At 68.1% G+C, this 18,666-nt stretch carries 16 protein-coding genes; 13 read left to right on the top strand and 3 right to left on the bottom strand.

Annotated features, from left to right (window positions below):
- Window positions 1-10: 10 nt before the first annotated feature.
- Window positions 11-661: an HAD-IA family hydrolase gene (locus tag JNJ68_RS10990; RefSeq protein WP_294982373.1), complete on the bottom strand. Its 651-nt coding sequence runs from the start codon at window positions 659-661 to the stop codon at window positions 11-13.
- 94 nt (window positions 662-755) lie between these two features.
- On the opposite strand from JNJ68_RS10990, the gene glmU reads away from it, so the two are divergent.
- From glmU to JNJ68_RS10975, 3 genes are read left to right on the top strand one after another with little or no spacing between them, the layout of a single operon-like run.
- On the top strand, window positions 756-2,108 hold the full coding sequence (gene glmU, locus JNJ68_RS10985; RefSeq protein WP_294982371.1) for a bifunctional UDP-N-acetylglucosamine diphosphorylase/glucosamine-1-phosphate N-acetyltransferase GlmU: 1,353 nt from the start codon (window positions 756-758) through the stop codon (window positions 2,106-2,108).
- Window positions 2,109-2,110: 2 nt separating this feature from the next.
- A complete protein-coding gene (gene glmS / locus JNJ68_RS10980) occupies window positions 2,111-3,928 on the top strand; it encodes a glutamine--fructose-6-phosphate transaminase (isomerizing) (RefSeq protein ID WP_294982369.1) in 1,818 nt (605 codons plus the stop codon).
- A 2-nt stretch (window positions 3,929-3,930) separates the two neighbouring features.
- Window positions 3,931-4,608, top strand: coding sequence for a DNA alkylation repair protein (locus JNJ68_RS10975; RefSeq protein WP_294982482.1), 678 nt, complete (start codon window positions 3,931-3,933; stop codon window positions 4,606-4,608).
- Between the two features lie 61 nt (window positions 4,609-4,669).
- Here JNJ68_RS10975 and JNJ68_RS10970 read toward each other — a convergent pair whose 3' ends face one another.
- Entirely contained in the window at window positions 4,670-6,505 is a 1,836-nt protein-coding gene (locus JNJ68_RS10970; protein ID WP_294982368.1) for a family 20 glycosylhydrolase, read from the bottom strand.
- Window positions 6,502-7,263, bottom strand: a complete 762-nt coding sequence (locus JNJ68_RS10965) for a GntR family transcriptional regulator (RefSeq protein ID WP_294982367.1) — start codon at window positions 7,261-7,263, stop codon at window positions 6,502-6,504. The genes JNJ68_RS10970 and JNJ68_RS10965 overlap by 4 nt, the downstream gene beginning before the upstream one ends.
- A gap of 229 nt (window positions 7,264-7,492) precedes the next feature.
- On the opposite strand from JNJ68_RS10965, the gene JNJ68_RS10960 reads away from it, so the two are divergent.
- The 10 genes from JNJ68_RS10960 to nagA all read left to right on the top strand — a co-directional run bounded on the left by JNJ68_RS10960 (window position 7,493) and on the right by nagA (window position 18,600).
- A complete protein-coding gene (locus JNJ68_RS10960) occupies window positions 7,493-8,419 on the top strand; it encodes a sugar ABC transporter permease (protein WP_294982365.1) in 927 nt (308 codons plus the stop codon).
- A 15-nt stretch (window positions 8,420-8,434) separates the two neighbouring features.
- Window positions 8,435-9,280, top strand: coding sequence for a carbohydrate ABC transporter permease (locus JNJ68_RS10955; RefSeq protein WP_294982364.1), 846 nt, complete (start codon window positions 8,435-8,437; stop codon window positions 9,278-9,280).
- A 32-nt stretch (window positions 9,281-9,312) separates the two neighbouring features.
- Window positions 9,313-10,521 (top strand): sugar ABC transporter substrate-binding protein, encoded by a 1,209-nt coding sequence (locus JNJ68_RS10950; protein ID WP_294982362.1) that lies wholly within the window; start codon window positions 9,313-9,315, stop codon window positions 10,519-10,521.
- Window positions 10,522-10,586: 65 nt separating this feature from the next.
- Window positions 10,587-11,684 (top strand): sn-glycerol-3-phosphate ABC transporter ATP-binding protein UgpC, encoded by a 1,098-nt coding sequence (gene ugpC, locus JNJ68_RS10945; protein WP_294982360.1) that lies wholly within the window; start codon window positions 10,587-10,589, stop codon window positions 11,682-11,684.
- Window positions 11,685-11,696: 12 nt separating this feature from the next.
- Window positions 11,697-12,839 carry a Gfo/Idh/MocA family oxidoreductase gene (locus JNJ68_RS10940; protein WP_294982358.1) on the top strand — a complete coding sequence of 381 codons (1,143 nt, stop codon included), beginning with the start codon at window positions 11,697-11,699 and terminating at the stop codon, window positions 12,837-12,839.
- A gap of 193 nt (window positions 12,840-13,032) precedes the next feature.
- On the top strand, window positions 13,033-14,040 hold the full coding sequence (locus tag JNJ68_RS10935; protein WP_294982356.1) for an SIS domain-containing protein: 1,008 nt from the start codon (window positions 13,033-13,035) through the stop codon (window positions 14,038-14,040).
- A gap of 172 nt (window positions 14,041-14,212) precedes the next feature.
- The gene (locus JNJ68_RS10930) at window positions 14,213-15,286 is read left to right on the top strand and encodes an SIS domain-containing protein (RefSeq protein WP_294982354.1); all 1,074 of its coding nucleotides are present in this window, start codon (window positions 14,213-14,215) and stop codon (window positions 15,284-15,286) included.
- On the top strand, window positions 15,283-16,191 hold the full coding sequence (locus tag JNJ68_RS10925) for an ROK family protein (RefSeq protein WP_294982352.1): 909 nt from the start codon (window positions 15,283-15,285) through the stop codon (window positions 16,189-16,191). The genes JNJ68_RS10930 and JNJ68_RS10925 overlap by 4 nt, the downstream gene beginning before the upstream one ends.
- Window positions 16,184-17,449: a class II D-tagatose-bisphosphate aldolase, non-catalytic subunit gene (locus JNJ68_RS10920; protein ID WP_294982350.1), complete on the top strand. Its 1,266-nt coding sequence runs from the start codon at window positions 16,184-16,186 to the stop codon at window positions 17,447-17,449. The genes JNJ68_RS10925 and JNJ68_RS10920 overlap by 8 nt, the downstream gene beginning before the upstream one ends.
- Window positions 17,446-18,600 carry an N-acetylglucosamine-6-phosphate deacetylase gene (gene nagA, locus JNJ68_RS10915; protein ID WP_294982349.1) on the top strand — a complete coding sequence of 385 codons (1,155 nt, stop codon included), beginning with the start codon at window positions 17,446-17,448 and terminating at the stop codon, window positions 18,598-18,600. Before JNJ68_RS10920 ends, nagA begins: the two co-directional genes overlap by 4 nt.
- The last annotated feature ends 66 nt before the right edge of the window (window positions 18,601-18,666 follow it).

Here is an 18,666-nt window from a genome sequence, read left to right as displayed (position 1 = left end):
CCGTGGACACTCAGGCCAGCAGCCGCCCCGCCAGCCCTGGCAGATCCTCGAACCGGTCCAAAAGCGCCGCCGGGTTGAACCGCCCCACTCCCGCCCCCTCCGGCCCGAAGGTGACCAGCACGACCGGCACCCCCGCCGCCACCCCGGTCTTCGCGTCGGTTTCGGTGTCGCCCACCAGCATCGACCGGCCAACGTCCCCTCCGGCCCGCTCCACGGCCGCCCGGTAGGGCATGGGATCGGGCTTCCTCACCGGAAAGGTATCCGCCCCGACCAGCGCCCCAAAGGCCCCCCGCACCCCCAACGCCGTCAGCAGAAGCTCCGCCAACCCCTCCGGCTTGTTCGTGCAGACCGACACCGCGAAGCCCGCCCCCTTGAGCTGCTCGACCGCCTCCATCGCGCCGGGATAAAGCCGGGTATGGGTGGCGATCCCGCCCCGGTAGGCCTCCAGCAGCACCGGATAGGCCGCATCCACATCGGCCTCCGACCAGTCCATCCGCAGCCGCGAGAACCCCAGCCGCAGCATCGCCCGCCCGCCATGGAACGCCGTCAGCGAATCCCCCGGCCCCAGGCAGGCCCGCGGCAGGCAGGCATTCGCCGCCGCCAGCAGGTCGGTCGAGGTGTCCGCCAAAGTTCCGTCCAGATCGAAGACTACGCAGCGCATTCTTGGCAATCCTGTAACGTGGTGTGAGGCCCCGCCCCCTTGCCACCCGATCCAAGGGGGGTAAAACGGGCGCGACGATAAAGGAAGGGGCAGAATGCAGGTTTCAGTCATCGTTCTGGCAGCCGGTCAGGGCACGCGGATGAACTCCGACCTGCCCAAGGTCCTGCACCAGGTCGCCGCCGCCCCCCTCCTCCACCACGCGCTTGCGACCGCCCAGTCGCTGGAACCGTCGCGCATCGTCACCGTCACCGGCCACGGGGGCGAGGCCGTCGCCGCCTCCGCGACGGCTTACAGCGAGGTGATCGAAACCGTCGTCCAGGACCCGCAGCTCGGCACCGCCCATGCCGTCGCCCAGGCCGCGCCGCTGCTTTCCGACGAACCGGGCGAGGCCATTGTCCTCTATGCCGACACGCCGCTGATCCGCGAGGAAACCCTCCGTGCGATGCTCGACGCACGGGCGAAACACGCCGTCGTCGTCCTCGGCTTCCACGCGCGTGACCCTGGCCGCTACGGCCGTCTGCTGACCCAGGGCGACGAGCTTCTGGCGATCCGCGAATACAAGGACGCGACGCCCGAGGAATACAGCCTCACCCTCTGCAACTCCGGCGTCGTCTGCGCCGAGGCGCACACCCTCTTCTCTCTTATCGCCGAGGTGAAGAACGACAACGCCGCGGGCGAATACTACCTGACCGACATCGTCGAACTCGCCCGCAAGCGCGGCCTCTCCGCCGGGGTCGTCCTTTGCGCCGAGACCGAGACGCTGGGCGTCAACACAAGGCAGCAACTCGCCGAAGCCGAAGCCGCCTTCCAGGCCCGCGCCCGCGCCGAAGCGCTGGAGAACGGCGTCACCCTGACCGCCCCGGAAACCGTGTTCTTCGCGCTGGACACCCATATCGGCCGCGACGCGATCATCGGCCCGAACGTGATCTTCGGCCCCGGCGTCACCGTGGAATCCGGGGCCGAGATCAAGGCATTCTGCCATCTCGAAGGCTGCCACATCAGCCGCGGCGCCACCGTCGGCCCCTTCGCCCGCCTCCGCCCCGGCGCGGAACTGGCCGAGGACGTGCACGTCGGCAACTTTGTCGAAATCAAGAATGCGATCCTGGACGAGGGCGTGAAGGTCGGCCACCTGACCTATCTCGGCGACGCGCAGGTGGGCGAGCATACCAATATCGGCGCCGGCACCGTGACCTGCAATTATGACGGGGTGATGAAGCACCGGACCACAATCGGCAAGCGCGCCTTCATCGGGTCCGACACGATGCTTGTTGCGCCCGTGACAGTGGGCGATGGAGCGCTGACCGCTTCCGGTTCGGTCATCACCGAGGATGTTCCGCCCGAAGCCGTGGCGATCGGCCGGGCGCGGCAGGTCACGAAGCCAGGCTTGGCGACGCGGATGTTCGAAAAGTTGAAAGCCGTCAAGGTTTCAAAGGCAAAAGGGCATTAGAAATGTGCGGTATTGTAGGGGTACTGGGGAACCATGAGGCTGCCCCGCTGCTGGTCGAGGCGCTGAAGCGGTTGGAATATCGGGGCTACGACTCTGCCGGGATCGCCACCGTGAATGCGGGCAAGCTGGACCGGCGCCGTGCGGTGGGAAAACTCGTCAACCTGTCCGACCTTTTGGTCCATAACCCGTTGGCCGGAAAAGCCGGAATCGGCCATACCCGCTGGGCCACCCATGGCGCGGCGACGGAGAAGAACGCCCATCCGCACCGCGCGGGCGGGGTCGCGGTCGTCCACAACGGCATTATCGAGAACTTCCGCGAGCTGCGCGCCGAACTGGTCGCCGACGGCTACCGCCAGGAATCCGAGACCGACACCGAGACGGTCGTCCTCCTCGTGAAGCGTGCGATGGACCGCGGCGCCTCACCCGTGGACGCCGCGCAGGACACACTCGCCCGCCTGCATGGGGCCTTCGCGCTCTGCTTCCTCTTTGATGGCGAGGACGATCTGCTGATCGCCGCCCGCAAGGGCAGCCCGCTGGCCATCGGCTGGGGCGACGGCGAGATGTTCGTGGGCAGTGACGCCATCGCGCTGGCACCGATGACCGACAGGATCACCTATCTGGAAGAGGGCGACTGGGCCGTCGTCACCCGCGCCGGGGCCGAGATCTTCGACGCACAGAACCGCCGCGCCAATCGGGCCGAGACCCACATCGCGCTGGACGCGACGCGGATCGAGAAGGCGGGCTACAAACATTTCATGTCCAAGGAAATCGCCGAACAGCCGGTGGTCATTGCCGATGCGCTGAAGCACTACTGCACCCCAGAGGGCGCCCTCAACCTGCCGAAAGGCATTGATTTCAAGGGTATCGCCCGTGTCACGCTGGTCGCCTGCGGTACGGCTTCCTATGCCTGCCATGTCGCGAAATACTGGTTCGAGCAGATCGCGGGCCTGCCAGCCGACATCGACATCGCCTCCGAGTTCCGCTACCGCGAGCCGGTCCTGTCACCGGCCTCGATGGCGATCTTCGTCAGCCAGTCGGGCGAAACCGCCGACACGCTGGCCGCCCTCCGCCACGCGACGGGCAAGGTGGCCAGGGTGGTTTCGGTCGTCAACGTGCCCACCTCCTCCATCGCCCGCGAAAGCGATCTGGCGCTACCGATCCTGGCGGGGGTGGAGGTCGGTGTCGCCTCGACCAAGGCCTTTACCTGCCAGCTGACGGTCCTCGCCCTCATGGCGCTGAAGGCCGCCAGCGATCGCGGCCGGATCGATGCGTCAACGCTCAAGACGCGGCTCACTTCGCTTTCCGCCCTGCCCGGACTGATGAATGCCGCCTTGTCGCTGTCGGACCCCATATCCAGGGTGGCCGAAGATCTGGCCAGGGCGCAGGACATCCTGTTCCTCGGTCGCGGGTCAATGTTCCCGCTGGCGCTTGAAGGTGCGCTGAAACTCAAGGAAATCAGCTACATCCACGCCGAAGGTTATGCGTCTGGTGAACTGAAGCACGGCCCCATCGCGCTGATAGACGCAGCGGTCCCGGTGATCGTCCTGGCGCCCAAGGACGCGCTTTTCGACAAGACCGTCTCGAACATGCAGGAGGTGATGGCGCGGCACGGCAAGGTGCTGCTCCTCTCCGATGCCGCCGGGATCGCGGCGGCGGGACAGGGCACCTGGAAGACGCTGGCGCTTCCCACCGTCGATCCACTCTGGGCGCCGATCCTCTATGCCGTCCCGGCGCAGCTGTTGGCCTATCACACCGCCATCGCCAAGGGCACCGATGTGGACCAGCCGCGAAACCTGGCGAAATCGGTGACGGTGGAATGACCATCACCCTTCAGGACGCGCTGGCGGCGCTCGAGGCCGAAGCCGACCCCGAACGCGCGGTCGCCGAGGCGGCCTATCTCAAGTCGCCCCGTCGCGTGCTGGGCCTGCGGGTGCCGCGGATCACCGAACTGGCGACGGCCTGGCGCGAGGGTTTGTCGGTGGAAGAGCGCGTGGCGCTGGCCGACGGCCTCTGGCGCTCGGACATCCACGACGCAAGGGTGGCGGCGGCGAAGCTGCTGACCCAGGCGCGGTTGCGTCCGGACCAGGGCGTCTGGGACCTGATCGCCAGCTGGGTGCCCCAGTTCGACGGCTGGGCCTTGGCCGACCACGCCTCCGATGCCGGCGCCCGGCGGCTGGTGGCCGATCCGTCGCGGCTGGACCAGGTGGAGGGCTGGGTGACAAGCCCGCATATGTGGACCCGCCGCGCGGCTTTGGTGATGACCCTGCCTTGGACCAAGCAGAATTTCCCGACGGATCAGGACCTTGCGATCCGGCAGCGCGTGCTGGGCTGGTGCGCCCAACTGGCCCCGGACCGCGACTGGTTCATCCAGAAGGCCGTGGCCTGGTGGCTGCGCGACCTGTCGAAGCACGATGCGGCGGCGACGCGGGCCTTCCTCGCCGCGCATGGCGAGATGCTGAAACCCTTCGCCCGGAAAGAGGCTGCGCGGCATCTTACCTGACCTCCTCGTGCGACTTCGTCTTCTCGTCGCGAGGAGTGACGAAGTCCACGACGAGCCATCCTCACGCCCCGCGGTACCGCCTCCAGCCGATCCGGTCGAAGAGCGGCCCGTAGATCCCCGCCAGCGCCCGGATACCATGCCCATCGGTCCGCCAGGCGGGCTCCCACGCCTTCGTGGCGATCCCGAGGATACGGGGGGCAATCATCCCCTCCGCCTGTGAGTCCTCGGTGGTGAACTCGCCCCAGAAGCAGGCCTGCACCCCGGCGATGCGCGGGGCGATGTCCTCGGCCCCCTTCGGCACCGGGTTCCAGTCGACGGTCTTTTCCAGCGGAACGAACCCCGCCCAGGCCGCGCCCCAGTCGTCCGGATCGTCCGAATGGGCGAGGTCGAAATAGGCGGTCCGCGCCGGGCACATCACCACGTCATGCCCCCGCCGCGCGGCTTCCACCCCCGGCCCCTGCCCCGTCCAGCTGAACAGAAGCGCGCCGTTGCCGATGCCGCCCTGCACCCCCTTCGCCGCCTCCTCCCAGGCCGCGACGCGGATGCCCTGCGCCACCAGCCCCTCCGCCAGCTTCGCCAGCATCCAGCCCTGCAGGTCATCCGAAGTCCGAAGCTCCTCGCGCGCCTTCAGCGCCGCCACGGCGGGCGAACCGTCCCAGGCCCCGTGCGGCGCCTCGTCCGCGCCAAGGTGGATCATGCCGAAGGGGAACAGCCCTGCCACTTCCTGTACCAGGGGTTGCAACAGCTCCCAGGTCGCGGGCATCGCGGGATTCACGATGTTGTCGATATAACCCTGGACCGAGGCCTCCTCGCCATTGTCGCCGGGGTCGCGCAGGCCGGGGATCGCCTTGACCATGCCGTGCGAATGGGCGGGGACCTCGATCTCCGGCAGCACCTCGATGTGCAGCGCCTTGGCCCGCGCCAGCACAAGCGCCACGTCGGCCTTCGAATAGCTACCCCCCGCCCGTATGCCGCCGCCGAAGACGCCCGGCACCAGCTCGCCCTCGCCCCGGAAGGCGGTGCGTTGCCAGAGGAGGGGCTGGGTCTCGACCTCCAGCCGGAAGGCCTCGTCGTCAGAGAGATGCCAGTGGAAGCGGTTCAGCTTGAGGAGCGCCATCAGGTCGAGGAGGCGCAGGATGAAATCGACGCCGAAGAAATGCCGCGCGCAATCAAGATGTTGCCCACGCCAGCCGAAGCGCGGCTGGTCTTCGATCACGCCGCAGGGAAGCTTGCCGCCACAGGTCTCGCGCAAGGTCAGGAGCGTGATCCCGGTGTAGTGCAGCCCCGCAGGTCCGCCCACCGCGACCGACAGGCCCGCCGGTGCGATGGTCAGGCGATAGCCCTCTGGCCTAAGTGCTGCCTCCTCCGTCACCGCCAGTGGCAGCCCCCCCGGCACAACCAGCGGCGCCAGCCCCAGCCTCTCTGCCAGGTCCGCCACGCCCTCCAGCCCCTCGACCGGAGACAGCGCGGCGAAACCGATCTCCCCGCCCGAAGCGCGCCACTCTGTCGGCTGCGGGACCAGCGGCAAACGCCCGGCCTCCAGTGCAGGCGCAGGTGGCCCCTCCGCCTCCCGCAGGCCGAGGCCGGCGCCCGGCGGCAGCGGCAGGCACTCCTTCCCCACCCGCAGATACGGCCCCAGCGGCAGCCAGGCCCGGTTGCGCGGGAAGTAATCTGCGTTGGCGTGCTCCAGCACCACCTCATGCACCGCGCCTGCCGCAAGGTCCGGCAAGGCGACCTCGGCATAGCCCGCCACCCGCCGGACGAGCGTGCCGCCTGAGACCACCGTCGGCGCGGCCATCAGCGAGAAGCAGAAGACCGGCGCGGCAAGCGGGCGATCCGTGCCGATGGCGCACAGGATCTGCCGCCCCTCGATCCGGGCGGAAAAGCTCAGGGTCATGGCGCGTCCAGCCTCAATTCGGCAATGAAATCATAGATGTCGCTGCGGTATAGCCCCCGCGTGAACTCGATCGGCCGCCCCGAGGGCAGATAGGCCGTCCGGTCGATCCGCAGCACCGCCGCCCCTTCCGGCAGGAGCAACAGCTTGGCATCCGCCGCCGTCAGGTTCACCGCCGTGATCCGCTGCACCGCCCGCGTCGGTGCCTTCCCCGATGCCCGCAGCACGTCATATAGCGAGGTTTCCACCACTTCGGGGTTGGGCAGCACATCGGTCGGCAGCGAGGACCATTCCAGCGCCAGCGCTGTCTCGTCGGCAAAGCGCAACCGCTCCACCCGCGCCACCCGATCCCCGGCCGGAAGCCCCAGCGCGATGGTTTCGTCCGGCGTGGGCAGGAACAGCCCCCGGCGCAGGATGCGGCTGGACGAAGTCTTGCCACGCTGGCGCATGTAGTCGGTGAAGGACAGAAGCGCCGAGAGCGACTGCTCGATCCGCGACCGCGCGGGTTTGACGAAAGTACCTGCGCCGCGCCGCTGTTCCAGCACGCCGTCCTCGACCAGCTGGCTGACCGCCTTCCTCACCGTCACGCGGGAGACATCGGCGATCAGAGCCAGCTCGCGTTCCGGCGGAAGCTGGCTGTCCGGCGGCAGTTCACCGCCCGCGATGGCCGCCGAGAGATGGCGGTAAAGCTGCTCGTACCGCGGCCCGCGCGCGGCGCGAAACCACGCTTCGGGGCGGTAGAGCGCCTGATCGTCTTCCATCGGAAGCCCCCGAATTGGTATTGTTTTGACGGAACCAATTCCATCGCTTCTTGCCAGAAGGGCCGATTTTCGGCGCGAAAACAAGGGAAAATCGCGCCGCTTCCGATTTTTTCGGTAACTTGGTATTATGATGGTAGCAAATCAGATGTTTTTTGGTATCGTCAGGACAACAAGATGATTCGACCCGCGCCGCCCTGCCAGGCGGCCCAGGCTGGACAGGGGGAACCGCATGACGCTTGCCGTCGAAACCGCCGCGCCGGAACGGATGCAGCGCCGCGAGCTGTCCGACCGCGCCTTTGCCTGGCTCCTGATTGCGCCCGCATTGCTGTTCATCGCCGTCATCGTGGTCTGGCCGCTGATCGAGACGATCCGCCTCTCCTTCACCGACGCCACGCTCGGCGGCGAGAACTGGGTCGGCGCGGCAAACTACACCGTCCTCTTCGGCGACCCGAAATTCTGGCAGACCGTGGGGCGCACCTTCTACTGGATGGTCCTCGCCGTCAGCCTGAAGCTGGTGGTCGGGCTGATCGGCGCCACGCTTTTGAACGCCGCCATTCCGGGCAAGGCGCTGTTCCGCGTGCTGGTCATGCCGCCCTGGGTGATCCCGGTCGCCATCGGGGTCATCGGCTGGAAATGGATGTACAACGGCTATTTCGGGCTGATCTCGGGCCTGTTGCAGGAATTCGGCCTGGTGCAGGACCGCGTCGCCCTCCTCGCCACCAAGACCTCGGCCTTCTACTCGGCCATCGTCACCGATGTCTGGGTCGGCACCCCGATGGTGACGCTGTTCTTCCTCGCCGCGATGCAGGGCGTCAGCAAGGACCTTTACGAGGCCGCCTGGGTCGACGGCGCCGGGCGCTGGTATCGTTTCCGCCGCATCACCATTCCCCAGATCATGCCAGTCATTGTCTCGATGGCGCTCCTCTCCGCGATCTGGACCTTCAACAGCTTCGAGATCATCTGGATTCTCACCGAAGGCGGCCCGCGCGGGGCGACGACCACCCTGATCATCGACACCTACAAGGTCGCGATTTCCGCCCAGCGTTTCGGCGAGGGCGCGGCGCGGGCGGTGGTGATCGTGGTGCTGCTGGCGTCCTTCTCGCTCTTCTACCTGTGGTTCCTGAACCGCGTGAACCGCCGTTACGGCGCCAAGTAAGAGAGGGGCGAAATCATGCAGATCGACAAGCTCTCGTTCCTCCAGAAGATCGGCGTCTACATCGCCACCTTCTTCTTCCTCCTCTTCATCCTGATGCCCTTCATCGAGATGATCCGCGTCTCGCTCCGCCCCATGAGCCACCTGATGACCGCCGAATTCTCCTGGTGGTCCGAGGATTTCAGCCTGCAAGCCTACCGCGATATGTGGAACACGGTGCCGCTTCTGGGGCGCTACATCTTCAACTCGATCTTCGTCGCCTCGGCCGTGACCGTGATCACCATGATCGTGGTCATACCCGCTGCCTACGCCTATGCCCGTCTCGACTTTCCGTTCAAGTCGCTGTCGCTGGGCGGGTTCCTGGCCGTGAACATGTTCACCGGGGCGGTGCTGCTGATCCCGCTCTACCGGGTGCTGCGCTCGCTCGGGATGCTCAACACCTACTGGGCGATGATCATCCCCGGCGTGGCCTTCCTGATCCCGACGGGCATCTGGCTTCTCCGGTCGTACCTGGAGAAGATCCCGCGCGAACTGGAGGAGGCCGCCTTCGTCGACGGTGCCTCGCGGCTTTACACCCTGCGCCGGGTGGTGATCCCGCTCGCCGTCCCCGGCCTGATCGTCGTCGGCACCGCCGTCTACATCGGCGCCTATGCCCAGCAGTTCCTGTTCGCCATCACCTTCAACAACGTCCGCGAAATCCAGCCGCTTCCCGCCGGCCTGTTCGAGTTTGTCGGCTACCAGGACACCACCTGGAACGAGCTGATGGCCGCCGCCCTGACCGGCATCACCCCGGTGATGATCGTGTTTCTGTTCCTCCAGAAGTTCCTCGTCGCGGGCCTCACCGCCGGCGCGGTGAAAGAATGACCAACCAAGACCACCAACAAGGGAGACTACGAATGACCCATCTCAAGACCCTGACGGTCGCCGCAGGCCTGATGGCCGGAACGGCGCTCTCGGCCCAGGCGCAGGAGCTGCATTTCATCATGTGCGGCGGCGAAGTGCGCCCCGCCGACCAGGTGGTGATCGACAAGTTCCAGGCCGACAATCCCGGCGTCACCGTGAAGATGGAAGCGGTGGAATGGGGCACCTGCCAGGACAAGTCGATGCAGCTCGCCGCCGCGGGCGACCCGCCGGACGTGGCCTACATGGGGTCCCGCACCCTGCGCCAGTTGGCGAAGAACGACCTGATCGTTCCCGTCACCTTCACCCCCGAGGAAGAGGCCGTGTTCCAGCCCGGCGTGCTGAAGACCGTGACCAACGGCGGCCAGTACTGGGGCATCCCGCACGCCTTCTCGACCAAGGCGCTCTACATCAACTGCACCGTGGTCGAAGCCGCCGGGGCCGAATGCAAGGCGCCCGCCGACTGGACCGAGCTTGTGGCTCTGGCGAAGACCGTGACCGACAACACCGACGCCGCAGGCATCGGCATCGCGGGCAAGGATTTCGACAACACGATGCACATGTTCCTCGACTTCCTCTATTCCAACGGCGGCAAGGTCTACAACGACGACGGCACCCCGGCGCTTGACAGCAAGGAAACCCGCGAAACCCTGCAACTCTATGCAGACCTCCTGCCCTACATGGAATCGGGCCCGACCGAATGGGAACGCGACCAGATGAAGGACCTCTTCAACGACCGGCAGATCGCCATGTACGTGAACGGACCCTGGGGTGAAGGCCAGCACAAGGAAAAGGTTCCGAACCAGATCATCGTCCCCGTCCCGCACGGCCCCTCGGGCACCAACGGCACGATCCTGATCACCGACTCGCTCGCCGTCTTCAAGGGCACCGGGAACGAGGAACTGGCGACCAAGCTTGCCAAGGCGCTGACCTCGGGCGAGGCGCAGTATGACCTCGACATGACCTGGGGTCTGACGCCGATCCTCGACTACGAGAAGCTCGGCATGACGGATGTCTTCTACACCAAGGGCAACTGGCCGGTCTTCGTCGCGGGCATCTCGACCGGCGGGCCGGAGCCGATGGTCGAGGACTTCAAGGCCCTGCAGGCCGTCTTCACCAACATGATCCAGGGCATCATGCTGGGCGAAGGCACCGTGGACGAGCTGGTGACGCAAGCGGGTGTCGAACTCGCCGCCGTCCGCTGATCAGAACCGGGGGCGCGGCCAATCGCGCCCCCACCCTTCCGCCCTTCCTCTCCAAGGACGCGTCCATGGCCACGCTCGATCTCCAGTCCATCACCAAGTCCTTCGGCGCGGCCCAGGTGCTGACCGGCATCGACCTTGCCATCCGAGACAAGGAATTCGTGGTCTTCGTCGGCCCCTCCGGCTGCGGCAAGTCCACGCTCCTGCGCATCATAGCCGGGCTTGAAGCCGCAACCTCCGGCCAGATCCTGATCGACGGCACCGACGTTTCCGCCGCCGCCCCGGTCGACCGCGGCATCTCGATGGTGTTCCAGAGCTACGCGCTCTACCCCCATCTCTCGGTCTTCGAGAACATCGCCTTCCCCCTCCGCGTCGCCCGCCTGCCCGAGGCCGAGGTGAAGCAGAAAGTCGGTCGCGCCGCTGAAATCTTGCAACTGACCGAGAAGCTCAGCCTGAAGCCCGGCCAGCTCTCCGGCGGCCAGCGCCAGCGCGTCGCCATCGGCCGCTCCATCGTGCGCAACCCCAAGGTCTTCCTCTTCGACGAGCCGCTCTCCAACCTCGACGCAGCCCTCCGTGGCGAGATGCGCGTCGAGCTTTCCGCCCTGCAACGCGACCTCGACGCCACCATGGTTTACGTCACCCACGACCAGGTCGAGGCGATGACGATGGCCCACCGCATCGTCGTCCTCAACAAGGGCCGGATCGAACAGTTCGGCACGCCGATGGAGCTGTACCACCACCCTGCGACCAAATTTGTCGCCACCTTCATCGGCCAGCCCAACATGAACCTCCTGCCCGCCACCGTCACCGGCACCGGGGCCGAAGGGGTCACGGTCGAGTTCCACGGCGGCGCGCGGATGACCCTGCCGGTCGAGGCCGCAACGGCTCGCAAGGGCGACAGCGTCGATGTCGGCGTCCGCCCCGAGAACCTGAAGCTCGGCCAGGGCATTGCCATGCGCCTCCGTGTCCTCGAACGCCTCGGCGGCACCGCCATCGCCTATGGCCAGATGGCCGACGAGCTGAAGCTCTGCGCGGCACTTTCCGGCGACACTACCGTGCATGAGGGCGAGGAGATCGGCCTGACCTTCTCCCCCGCCGACGCCCATGTCTTCGACACCCAGGGCCGCGTAATGCGGCGGCGGCAGGCCCCTGCGCTCGCCGCCTGAAAGGAGACCACAATGCGTATTGTCACGTCAGGCATCGGTCTGCGGGCCGGTCATGTCTTGACCACACTCAAGGAAGAGATGCCGGAAGCCGAGATCGTCGGCTACTACGACCCCCAGCCCACCCATCTTTCGATGATCGGCGAGGACACCCCGCGCTACCCTTCCGTCGAGGCAATGCTCTCCGACGCGCGGCCGGACCTCTACTGCGTCTTCTCCCCGAACGTCTTCCACCTCGACCAGATCCGCCTGGGGCTGGAGGCAGGCGTGCAGATCTTCACCGAAAAGCCCGTCGTCGTCTCCATCGAGGAAACCCTCGAACTCGCGCGCCTCCTTGCAAAACACGGCGGTACCAACCGCGTCATGGTCGGCCTCGTCCTGCGCTACTCGCAGCACATGGTCGACCTCCGCGCCGCCCAGTCGCAGGGCTGGCTCGGCGATGTCACCAGCCTTGAAGCCAACGAACACATCGGCCCCTACCACGGCGCTTTCTTCATGCGCGACTGGCGCCGCAAGACCGGCCTCGCCGGTGGCTTCATGCTGGAGAAATGCTGCCACGACCTCGACATCTACAACATGGTCACCGGCTCGCGCCCCGCTCGCGTCGCCAGTTTCGGCGGGCGCAAAAGCTTCGTCCCCGCCAACGCGCCGAAGTCGAATGCCGAGGCCGAAATCTTCCACGTCAAGAAATCCGTCTGGGAATCGACCGACGATCCCTTCCTGTCCGACGGCGACATCATCGACTACCAGACCGCGATCCTTGAGTACGAGACCGGTGCCTCCCTCGCCTTCCACACCAACCTGAACGTCCCCGACGAACACCGCCGCTTCTGCGTGATCGGCACGCATGGCATGGCCGAGGGCGACTTCGTGCGCGGCTTCCTGAAAGTCACCGCCCGCGACGGCCGCCGCCTTGCCGACCACGACTACACGCAAGGAACGGCGATGAAGGGCGCACACTACGGCGCCGACCAGCTCATGTGCCGCGACATCACCGCCTACCTGCGCGGGCAATCCGGCGCGCTTCCCGTCTCCATCCTCGACGCGATGGAGGCGGGCATCGCCGCAATTGCGCTGGACCAGGCCCGTGTGACCGGCCAGGTGGTCGACCTCACCGACACCTGGGCCGCGCTCGACAGACACGGCCTGCGCCAATGACCCACCCGGTCTTTCATACTGGCCCAAATATCCCCGCCGGAGGCTCCGCGACCACCCCCCGCGCAACCGTTTCCGCCGTACACGACGCCAACCGCAAGCGCCTCCCCTCCCCCTCGTGGGGAGGGGCCGGGGGTGGGGGGCTCCGTCGTCCCGAAAGCCGCACCTGTCCCCCCTCCCGCATCCGGGCCGCAAGATGATCGACCTTCCCCCCGACGCCGGGCAGCACATGGCCCGCGAGATCGCCGAGGCCCCGGCCGTCTTCGCCGCCTCCGTCGCGCAACCCGTCGCCCTCCCGGACCTGACCGAACTCCGCGCGATCTACACCGTTGCCCGCGGCTCCTCCGACGCCGCCGCCAACGTCCTCTCCTACGAGATCATGCGCGAAACCGGCCTGCCCGTGACCTCGCTCCCCCCTTCGATCTTCTCGCTCGGGGAAGGCGTCCGCCTGACCGGCGCCGCCGTCCTCGTCGTCTCTCAATCCGGCGCTTCGCCCGACCTAGTCCGCTCCGCCCAAGGTGCGCGCGCGAACGGGGCCACCGTCCTCGCACTGACCAACGCACCCGAAAGCCCGGTCGAGGCCGCAGCCGACCTCATCCTCCGCATCGGCGCAGGCCCGGAACTCGCCGTGCCCGCCACCAAATCGGTGATCGGCGCGATCGCGGGCGGCATGGCGCTGCTCTCCGCACTCGCCCCGGCCTATGCCTCCCGCGCGAAAGCCTCCGCGCAGGCCTTCGCGGCCCTGCACGGCAAAACCCTGCCGCAGACCCGCGCGATCCTCGCCGCGCTCCTGCGCGCCTCCCATGTCTATGTCATCGGCCGCGACACCGGCTTCGGCGCGGCGCAGGAACTGGCGCTGAAGCTCAAGGAATGCTGCGCCCTTCACGCCGAGGCCTATTCCAGCAGCGAAGTCCTGCACGGGCCCCTGCAACTGGTGACGAACCCGCTCCTGATCCTGATCCTCGACACCGAAGCGCCGCAGGTTCAGGACAGCCTCGACACCGCCGAAGCCCGCTTCCGCGCCGCTGGCGGAACCGTGGTTCGCCTCCGCCCCTCCGACGCGGGCGCGACCGGCCTCACCCCGGCCGCCGCCGCCGCCGCGCTCCTTTGCCTCACCTACCCGCTTGTCCTGCAAACCGCCCTCGCGCTGGGGCTCGACCCGGACCGTCCGACGACGCTTGCCAAGGTGACGCAAACCCGATGACCCGCCCCTCACCTTCCCTCTTTGCCCAAATATCCCCGCCGGAGGCAGCCTCCGCAGCCAGAGGCGCTGTCTACCACCGCACCGCACCAAGGCCTGCCACAAGCGCCCCCCTCCCCCTCGTGGGGAGGGATGGGGTGGGGGGCACCCGACCGATCCACGAAGCGAAAGCCCGATGACCGACCTCACCCGCCACGCCACCTTCCGCGAAATCCTTTCCCAGCCCGCGATCTGGCGCGACTGGGGAGCCCGCCTGCCCGTCGCCGACCTTCGCCGGTGGATAGCCCAGACCGACACCGACGAAGTCTGGCTCTGCGGCGCTGGAACCTCCGCCTATATCGGCGACATCCTCGCCGCGGGCCTAGAAGGCCAGCAGGTTGATGGAAGAACAGGCCCCCGCCTGCGTTCCGTCCCCACCACCGACATCGTCGCCCGCCCCCGCGCCTACCTCACCGGCCAACCGAAACTCATCGTCAGCTTCGGCCGCTCCGGCAACTCCGCCGAATCCCTCGGACTCCTCGACTCAGCCGACGCCTTCGCCCCGCACTGGCCCCGCCTCAACATCACCTGCAACGCCGCCTCGGCGCTGGCCACGAGGCCCGGCGCCAGGGTCATCACCCTGCCCGAAGCCACCCATGACCAAGGCTTCGCGATGACCTCCAGCTTCTCCACCATGCTCCTGACCGCCGCCGCCCTCTTCGACACGACCCTTCCAGCCGATCAAGCCGCAAACCGCTTCCAGACCCTCGCCGACGCCCTCGCAACCCTCCTCCCCGCCTTCACCGCCCAGGCCGGATCCGCCCGCCTTCCTGCCCGCGCCGTCTTCCTCGGCTCCGGCCCCCTCTCCTTCGCCGCCCGCGAAGCCGCGCTCAAGGTGATGGAGCTGTCCGCCGGACAAATCCCCGCGCTCTGGGATTCGACACTCGGCTTCCGCCACGGCCCGAAAAGCTTCACCACACCCGACACCGACCTCTGGCTTTTCCGTTCCGCCGACCCCAACACCCGCGCCTATGACGACGACCTCCTGGCCGAGCTTTGCACCCAATTCCCCGGCAGCACCGTCACCACTCCCGACATCCCGCACCCGTTCGGCGATCTCTGGTCTGCCCCCCTCTACGTCGCCCTCGCCCAGATCCTCGCCGTCACCTGGTCCGACGCGCTTGGACTCAATGTCGACGATCCCTTCGCAGGCCAGGGCACCCTCACCCGCGTCGTCTCCGGCGTGAAACTCCACCCGGTGACGCCATGATCGCGGCGGGCATCGACCTCGGCGGCACCAAGATCGAGGCGCAGGTCTTCGCCCCCGACTGGTCGCTCGCCGCCCGCCACCGCTGGCCCACGCCAAAGGACTACCCCGTCCTCGTCGCCGCGATGGCCGAGGCGATCCGCTGGTGCGAAACGCATGGCACCAACCTCCCCATCGGCATCTCCGCCGCGGGCCTCGTCCACCCCGAAACCGGCCTTGCCCTAACCTCCAACCTCTCCGCCACCGGCAAGCCCTTCCCCGCCGACATCGCCACCGCAGCAGGCCGCAAGATCGCCTGGATCAACGACTGCCGCGCCCTCACCCTCTCCGAGGCCACCCTCGGAGCGGCAAGGGGCGCCGACCCCGCCGTCGGCCTGATCCTCGGCACCGGCGTCGCCGGAGGCGTGGTGACAGGCGGCCGTCTCCTCCCCTCGCCCGCCGCCACCGGGGGCGAGTTCGGCCACTTCCCCCTCGCCGCCGGTCCCGTCACCGCCCACAACCTCCCCCTCCTCACCTGCGGCTGCGGTCGCCTCGGCTGCGTCGAGACCTATCTCTCCGCCCCCGGCCTTTCCCGCATCGCCGCCCACCTGACCGGCCAGACCCACGCTCCCGAAACCGTGGTCGCCGGTCGCGCCACCACTCCCTGCTTCGCCATGGCCTGGGACATCTGGCTCGACCTGGCGACCGAATTCCTCGTGACCCTCTGCTTCACCCTCGACCCCGAGGTCATCGTCATCGGCGGCGGCCTCTCCCGCGCCCCCGGCCTGACCGCGGACCTGACGAGACGCCTCGCCCAAGCCACCCTGAAAACCTTCCCGATCCCCGCCATCCGCCTCGCCGAGGGCGGGGATGCCAGCGGGGCGCGCGGCGCCGCCCTCCACGCCCTGAACGAGGCCGAACATGCCTGACCTCCGCCAGATCATCGCCCGGAACCGCGCCGGGGAGCCCATCGCCATCCCCTCGGTCTGCACCGCCCACCCCGACGCCCTGGAAGCCTCGCTCACCCTCGCCGAAACCCTCGACCAGCCGATCGTGGTCGAAGCCACCTCGAACCAGGTCAACCAGGACGGCGGCTATACCGGCCTGATGCCCGCCGCCTTCATCCGCTTCGTCGCCGACATCGCCACCCGCGCTGGGGTCGACCCCGCCCGCATCCTCTTCGGCGGCGACCATCTCGGCCCGCAAGCCTGGCGCAAGCTTCCGGCGACGCAAGCGATGGACAAGGCGCACCGCATGGTCGCGGACTACGCCGCCGCAGGCTTCACCAAGATCCACCTCGACTGCTCAGAAGGCTGTGCCGGAGAGCCCGCCCAGCTCACCGACGAAATCACCGCCAGCCGCTCCGCCGCACTGGCCGCCACCGCCCTTCGACACGCGCCCGACCCCGCCGCCCTCCTCTTCGTCATCGGCACCGAAGTCCCTCCCCCCGGCGGCGCGCGGACCGACGACCATGGCGATATCCCGCCGACAACACCCGCCTCCGCCAGCGCCACCCTCGCCGCCCATGCCGAAGCCTTCCGCGCCCTCAATCTTCCCCTCGACCAGATCGGCGGCCTCGTCGTCCAGCCCGGCGTCGAGTTCTCTCCGATGGAGGTTCACCACCTTCCCCTCGCCCGCAAGCCCCACCTTCTCGACGCCCTGAAAGACTGGCCCGGCCTCTGCCTCGAAGCCCATTCCACCGACTACCAGCACGCCGCCGCCTACCCCCGTCTCGCCGAGCTTGGCTTCGCCTTCCAGAAGGTCGGCCCCGCCCTGACCTTCGCCTGGCGCGAGGCGCTCTATGCCCTCGATGCCCTGCGTTCCCAGAACGGCTGGGCCAGCGGCCCCTCTCTTGCGGACACGATGGAACAGGTGATGCTGGCGAACCCCGCCCACTGGCAGGCGCATATCCACGGGCAAACCGCTGATCCGCGCAGCGAGCGCCACTTCGGCCTCGCCGACCGCATCCGCTACTACTGGCCCGACCCGAAGGCGCGAGAGGCCGTCCAGCGCCTGATGACCGACCTCGCCGACAAACGCCTGCCCGACCCGATGCTCCACGCGCATTTCCGCGAAGACGAGATTGCCACCGCCCGCGCCAACGCCTATCCCCTGCCCCGCGCGCTGGCGCTCGCCCGCGTGCAAACCGCTCTCCGCCCCTATTTCTTCACGGGACCCCGGTCATGACCGCAACACCCGACCTCTGGCTCCTTCCCGACGCGATCTTCGACGGCAGCCGCCTCCGCCCCGGCGCGGCCCTCGGCATCGCCCAGGGTCGCAGCCTCCAGATCGCTGAAGCTCCGCCCCCCGGCGCCCCGGTCCGTCGCATCAGCGGCATCCTGACCCCCGGCTTCCTCGACCTGCAAGTCAACGGCGGCGGCGACGCGCTCCTGAACAACGACCAGTCGCCCGAGGCCCTGCACCGCATGGCCGCCGCCCACCGCCGCTTCGGCACCGTCGGCATCCTGCCCACCGTCATCACCGACGCCCCCGAAGTCCTGGCCCGCGCCGTCGACGCCACCCTTGCCGCCCAGGCCGAGCCGCAGCCCGACCGCAGCCTCCTCGGCCTCCATATCGAGGGCCCGCATCTTTCGATCCCCCGCCGCGGTACCCATGCGCCGGAATGGGTCCGCCCCTTCGACGCCAGCACGCTGGCCCATGTCCAGCTCCTCCGCGCCGCAGGCCTCTTCGTCAAGATCACCGTCGCGCCGGAAAGCACCACCCCGCAGGACGTGGCCCGCCTCGCAGGCCTCGGGGCCGTCGTCTCCATCGGCCATTCCGACGCCACGGCAGATGAGGTCCGCACCCTCCTCGACGCAGGCGCCACCTGCTTCACCCATCTCTTCAACGCCATGTCGCCGATGCTGAACCGCGCCCCTGGCGTGACCGGCGCCTGCATCAACTCCTCGGCTTACGCGGGCATCATCTGCGACGGTATCCATGTCGCCGACGAGATGGTCGGCCTCGCCATCCGCGCGCGGCCCCTCCCCGGCCGGATGTTCCTCGTCTCCGACGCGATGAGCACCGTCGGCGGCTCCGGCCACCTGCGCCTTTACGGCCGCGACGTCTGGCTGAAGGACGGCCGCCTGGTCAACGCGGAAGGCTCCCTCGCCGGGGCGCATGTCACCATGGCCGAAGGCCTCCACCGCCTGATCACCATCGTCGGCACCCCGCCCGAAACCGCCCTCGACATGGCCGTGGCCGCCCCCGCCCGCCTCCTCGCCCGTCCCGACCTCGCCAGCCCCGAACACCGCGACGCAGCCGACCTCCTGCTCCTCGCCCCGGACTGGACCGTCAACGGCACCGTCGCCGACCTCCTCGAAGCCCAGCCCGCCTGAGCCCGCAGCCTTTCATCTTTGCCCAAATATCCCCGCCGGAGGCACCTGCCCGGCACCGGACCAGGA

Origin of the sequence: Tabrizicola sp. (assembly GCF_016793705.1) — a bacterium.
Lineage (GTDB): Bacteria > Pseudomonadota > Alphaproteobacteria > Rhodobacterales > Rhodobacteraceae > Tabrizicola.
The sequence above is the reverse complement of the archived record's forward strand: the minus strand, read 5'-3'. Positions and strand labels throughout refer to the sequence as shown.

Coding starts and splice junctions, on each gene's coding strand:
- nagA (WP_294982349.1), top strand. CDS start 17,446: ATGACCGCAACACCCGACCTCTGGCTCCTTCCCGACGCGATCTTCGAC.
- JNJ68_RS10940 (WP_294982358.1), top strand. CDS start 11,697: ATGCGTATTGTCACGTCAGGCATCGGTCTGCGGGCCGGTCATGTCTTG.
- JNJ68_RS10935 (WP_294982356.1), top strand. CDS start 13,033: ATGATCGACCTTCCCCCCGACGCCGGGCAGCACATGGCCCGCGAGATC.
- JNJ68_RS10960 (WP_294982365.1), top strand. CDS start 7,493: ATGACGCTTGCCGTCGAAACCGCCGCGCCGGAACGGATGCAGCGCCGC.
- ugpC (WP_294982360.1), top strand. CDS start 10,587: ATGGCCACGCTCGATCTCCAGTCCATCACCAAGTCCTTCGGCGCGGCC.
- JNJ68_RS10950 (WP_294982362.1), top strand. CDS start 9,313: ATGACCCATCTCAAGACCCTGACGGTCGCCGCAGGCCTGATGGCCGGA.
- JNJ68_RS10970 (WP_294982368.1), bottom strand. CDS start 6,505: ATGACCCTGAGCTTTTCCGCCCGGATCGAGGGGCGGCAGATCCTGTGC.
- JNJ68_RS10920 (WP_294982350.1), top strand. CDS start 16,184: ATGCCTGACCTCCGCCAGATCATCGCCCGGAACCGCGCCGGGGAGCCC.
- glmS (WP_294982369.1), top strand. CDS start 2,111: ATGTGCGGTATTGTAGGGGTACTGGGGAACCATGAGGCTGCCCCGCTG.
- JNJ68_RS10955 (WP_294982364.1), top strand. CDS start 8,435: ATGCAGATCGACAAGCTCTCGTTCCTCCAGAAGATCGGCGTCTACATC.
- JNJ68_RS10965 (WP_294982367.1), bottom strand. CDS start 7,263: ATGGAAGACGATCAGGCGCTCTACCGCCCCGAAGCGTGGTTTCGCGCC.
- JNJ68_RS10930 (WP_294982354.1), top strand. CDS start 14,213: ATGACCGACCTCACCCGCCACGCCACCTTCCGCGAAATCCTTTCCCAG.
- glmU (WP_294982371.1), top strand. CDS start 756: ATGCAGGTTTCAGTCATCGTTCTGGCAGCCGGTCAGGGCACGCGGATG.
- JNJ68_RS10990 (WP_294982373.1), bottom strand. CDS start 661: ATGCGCTGCGTAGTCTTCGATCTGGACGGAACTTTGGCGGACACCTCG.
- JNJ68_RS10925 (WP_294982352.1), top strand. CDS start 15,283: ATGATCGCGGCGGGCATCGACCTCGGCGGCACCAAGATCGAGGCGCAG.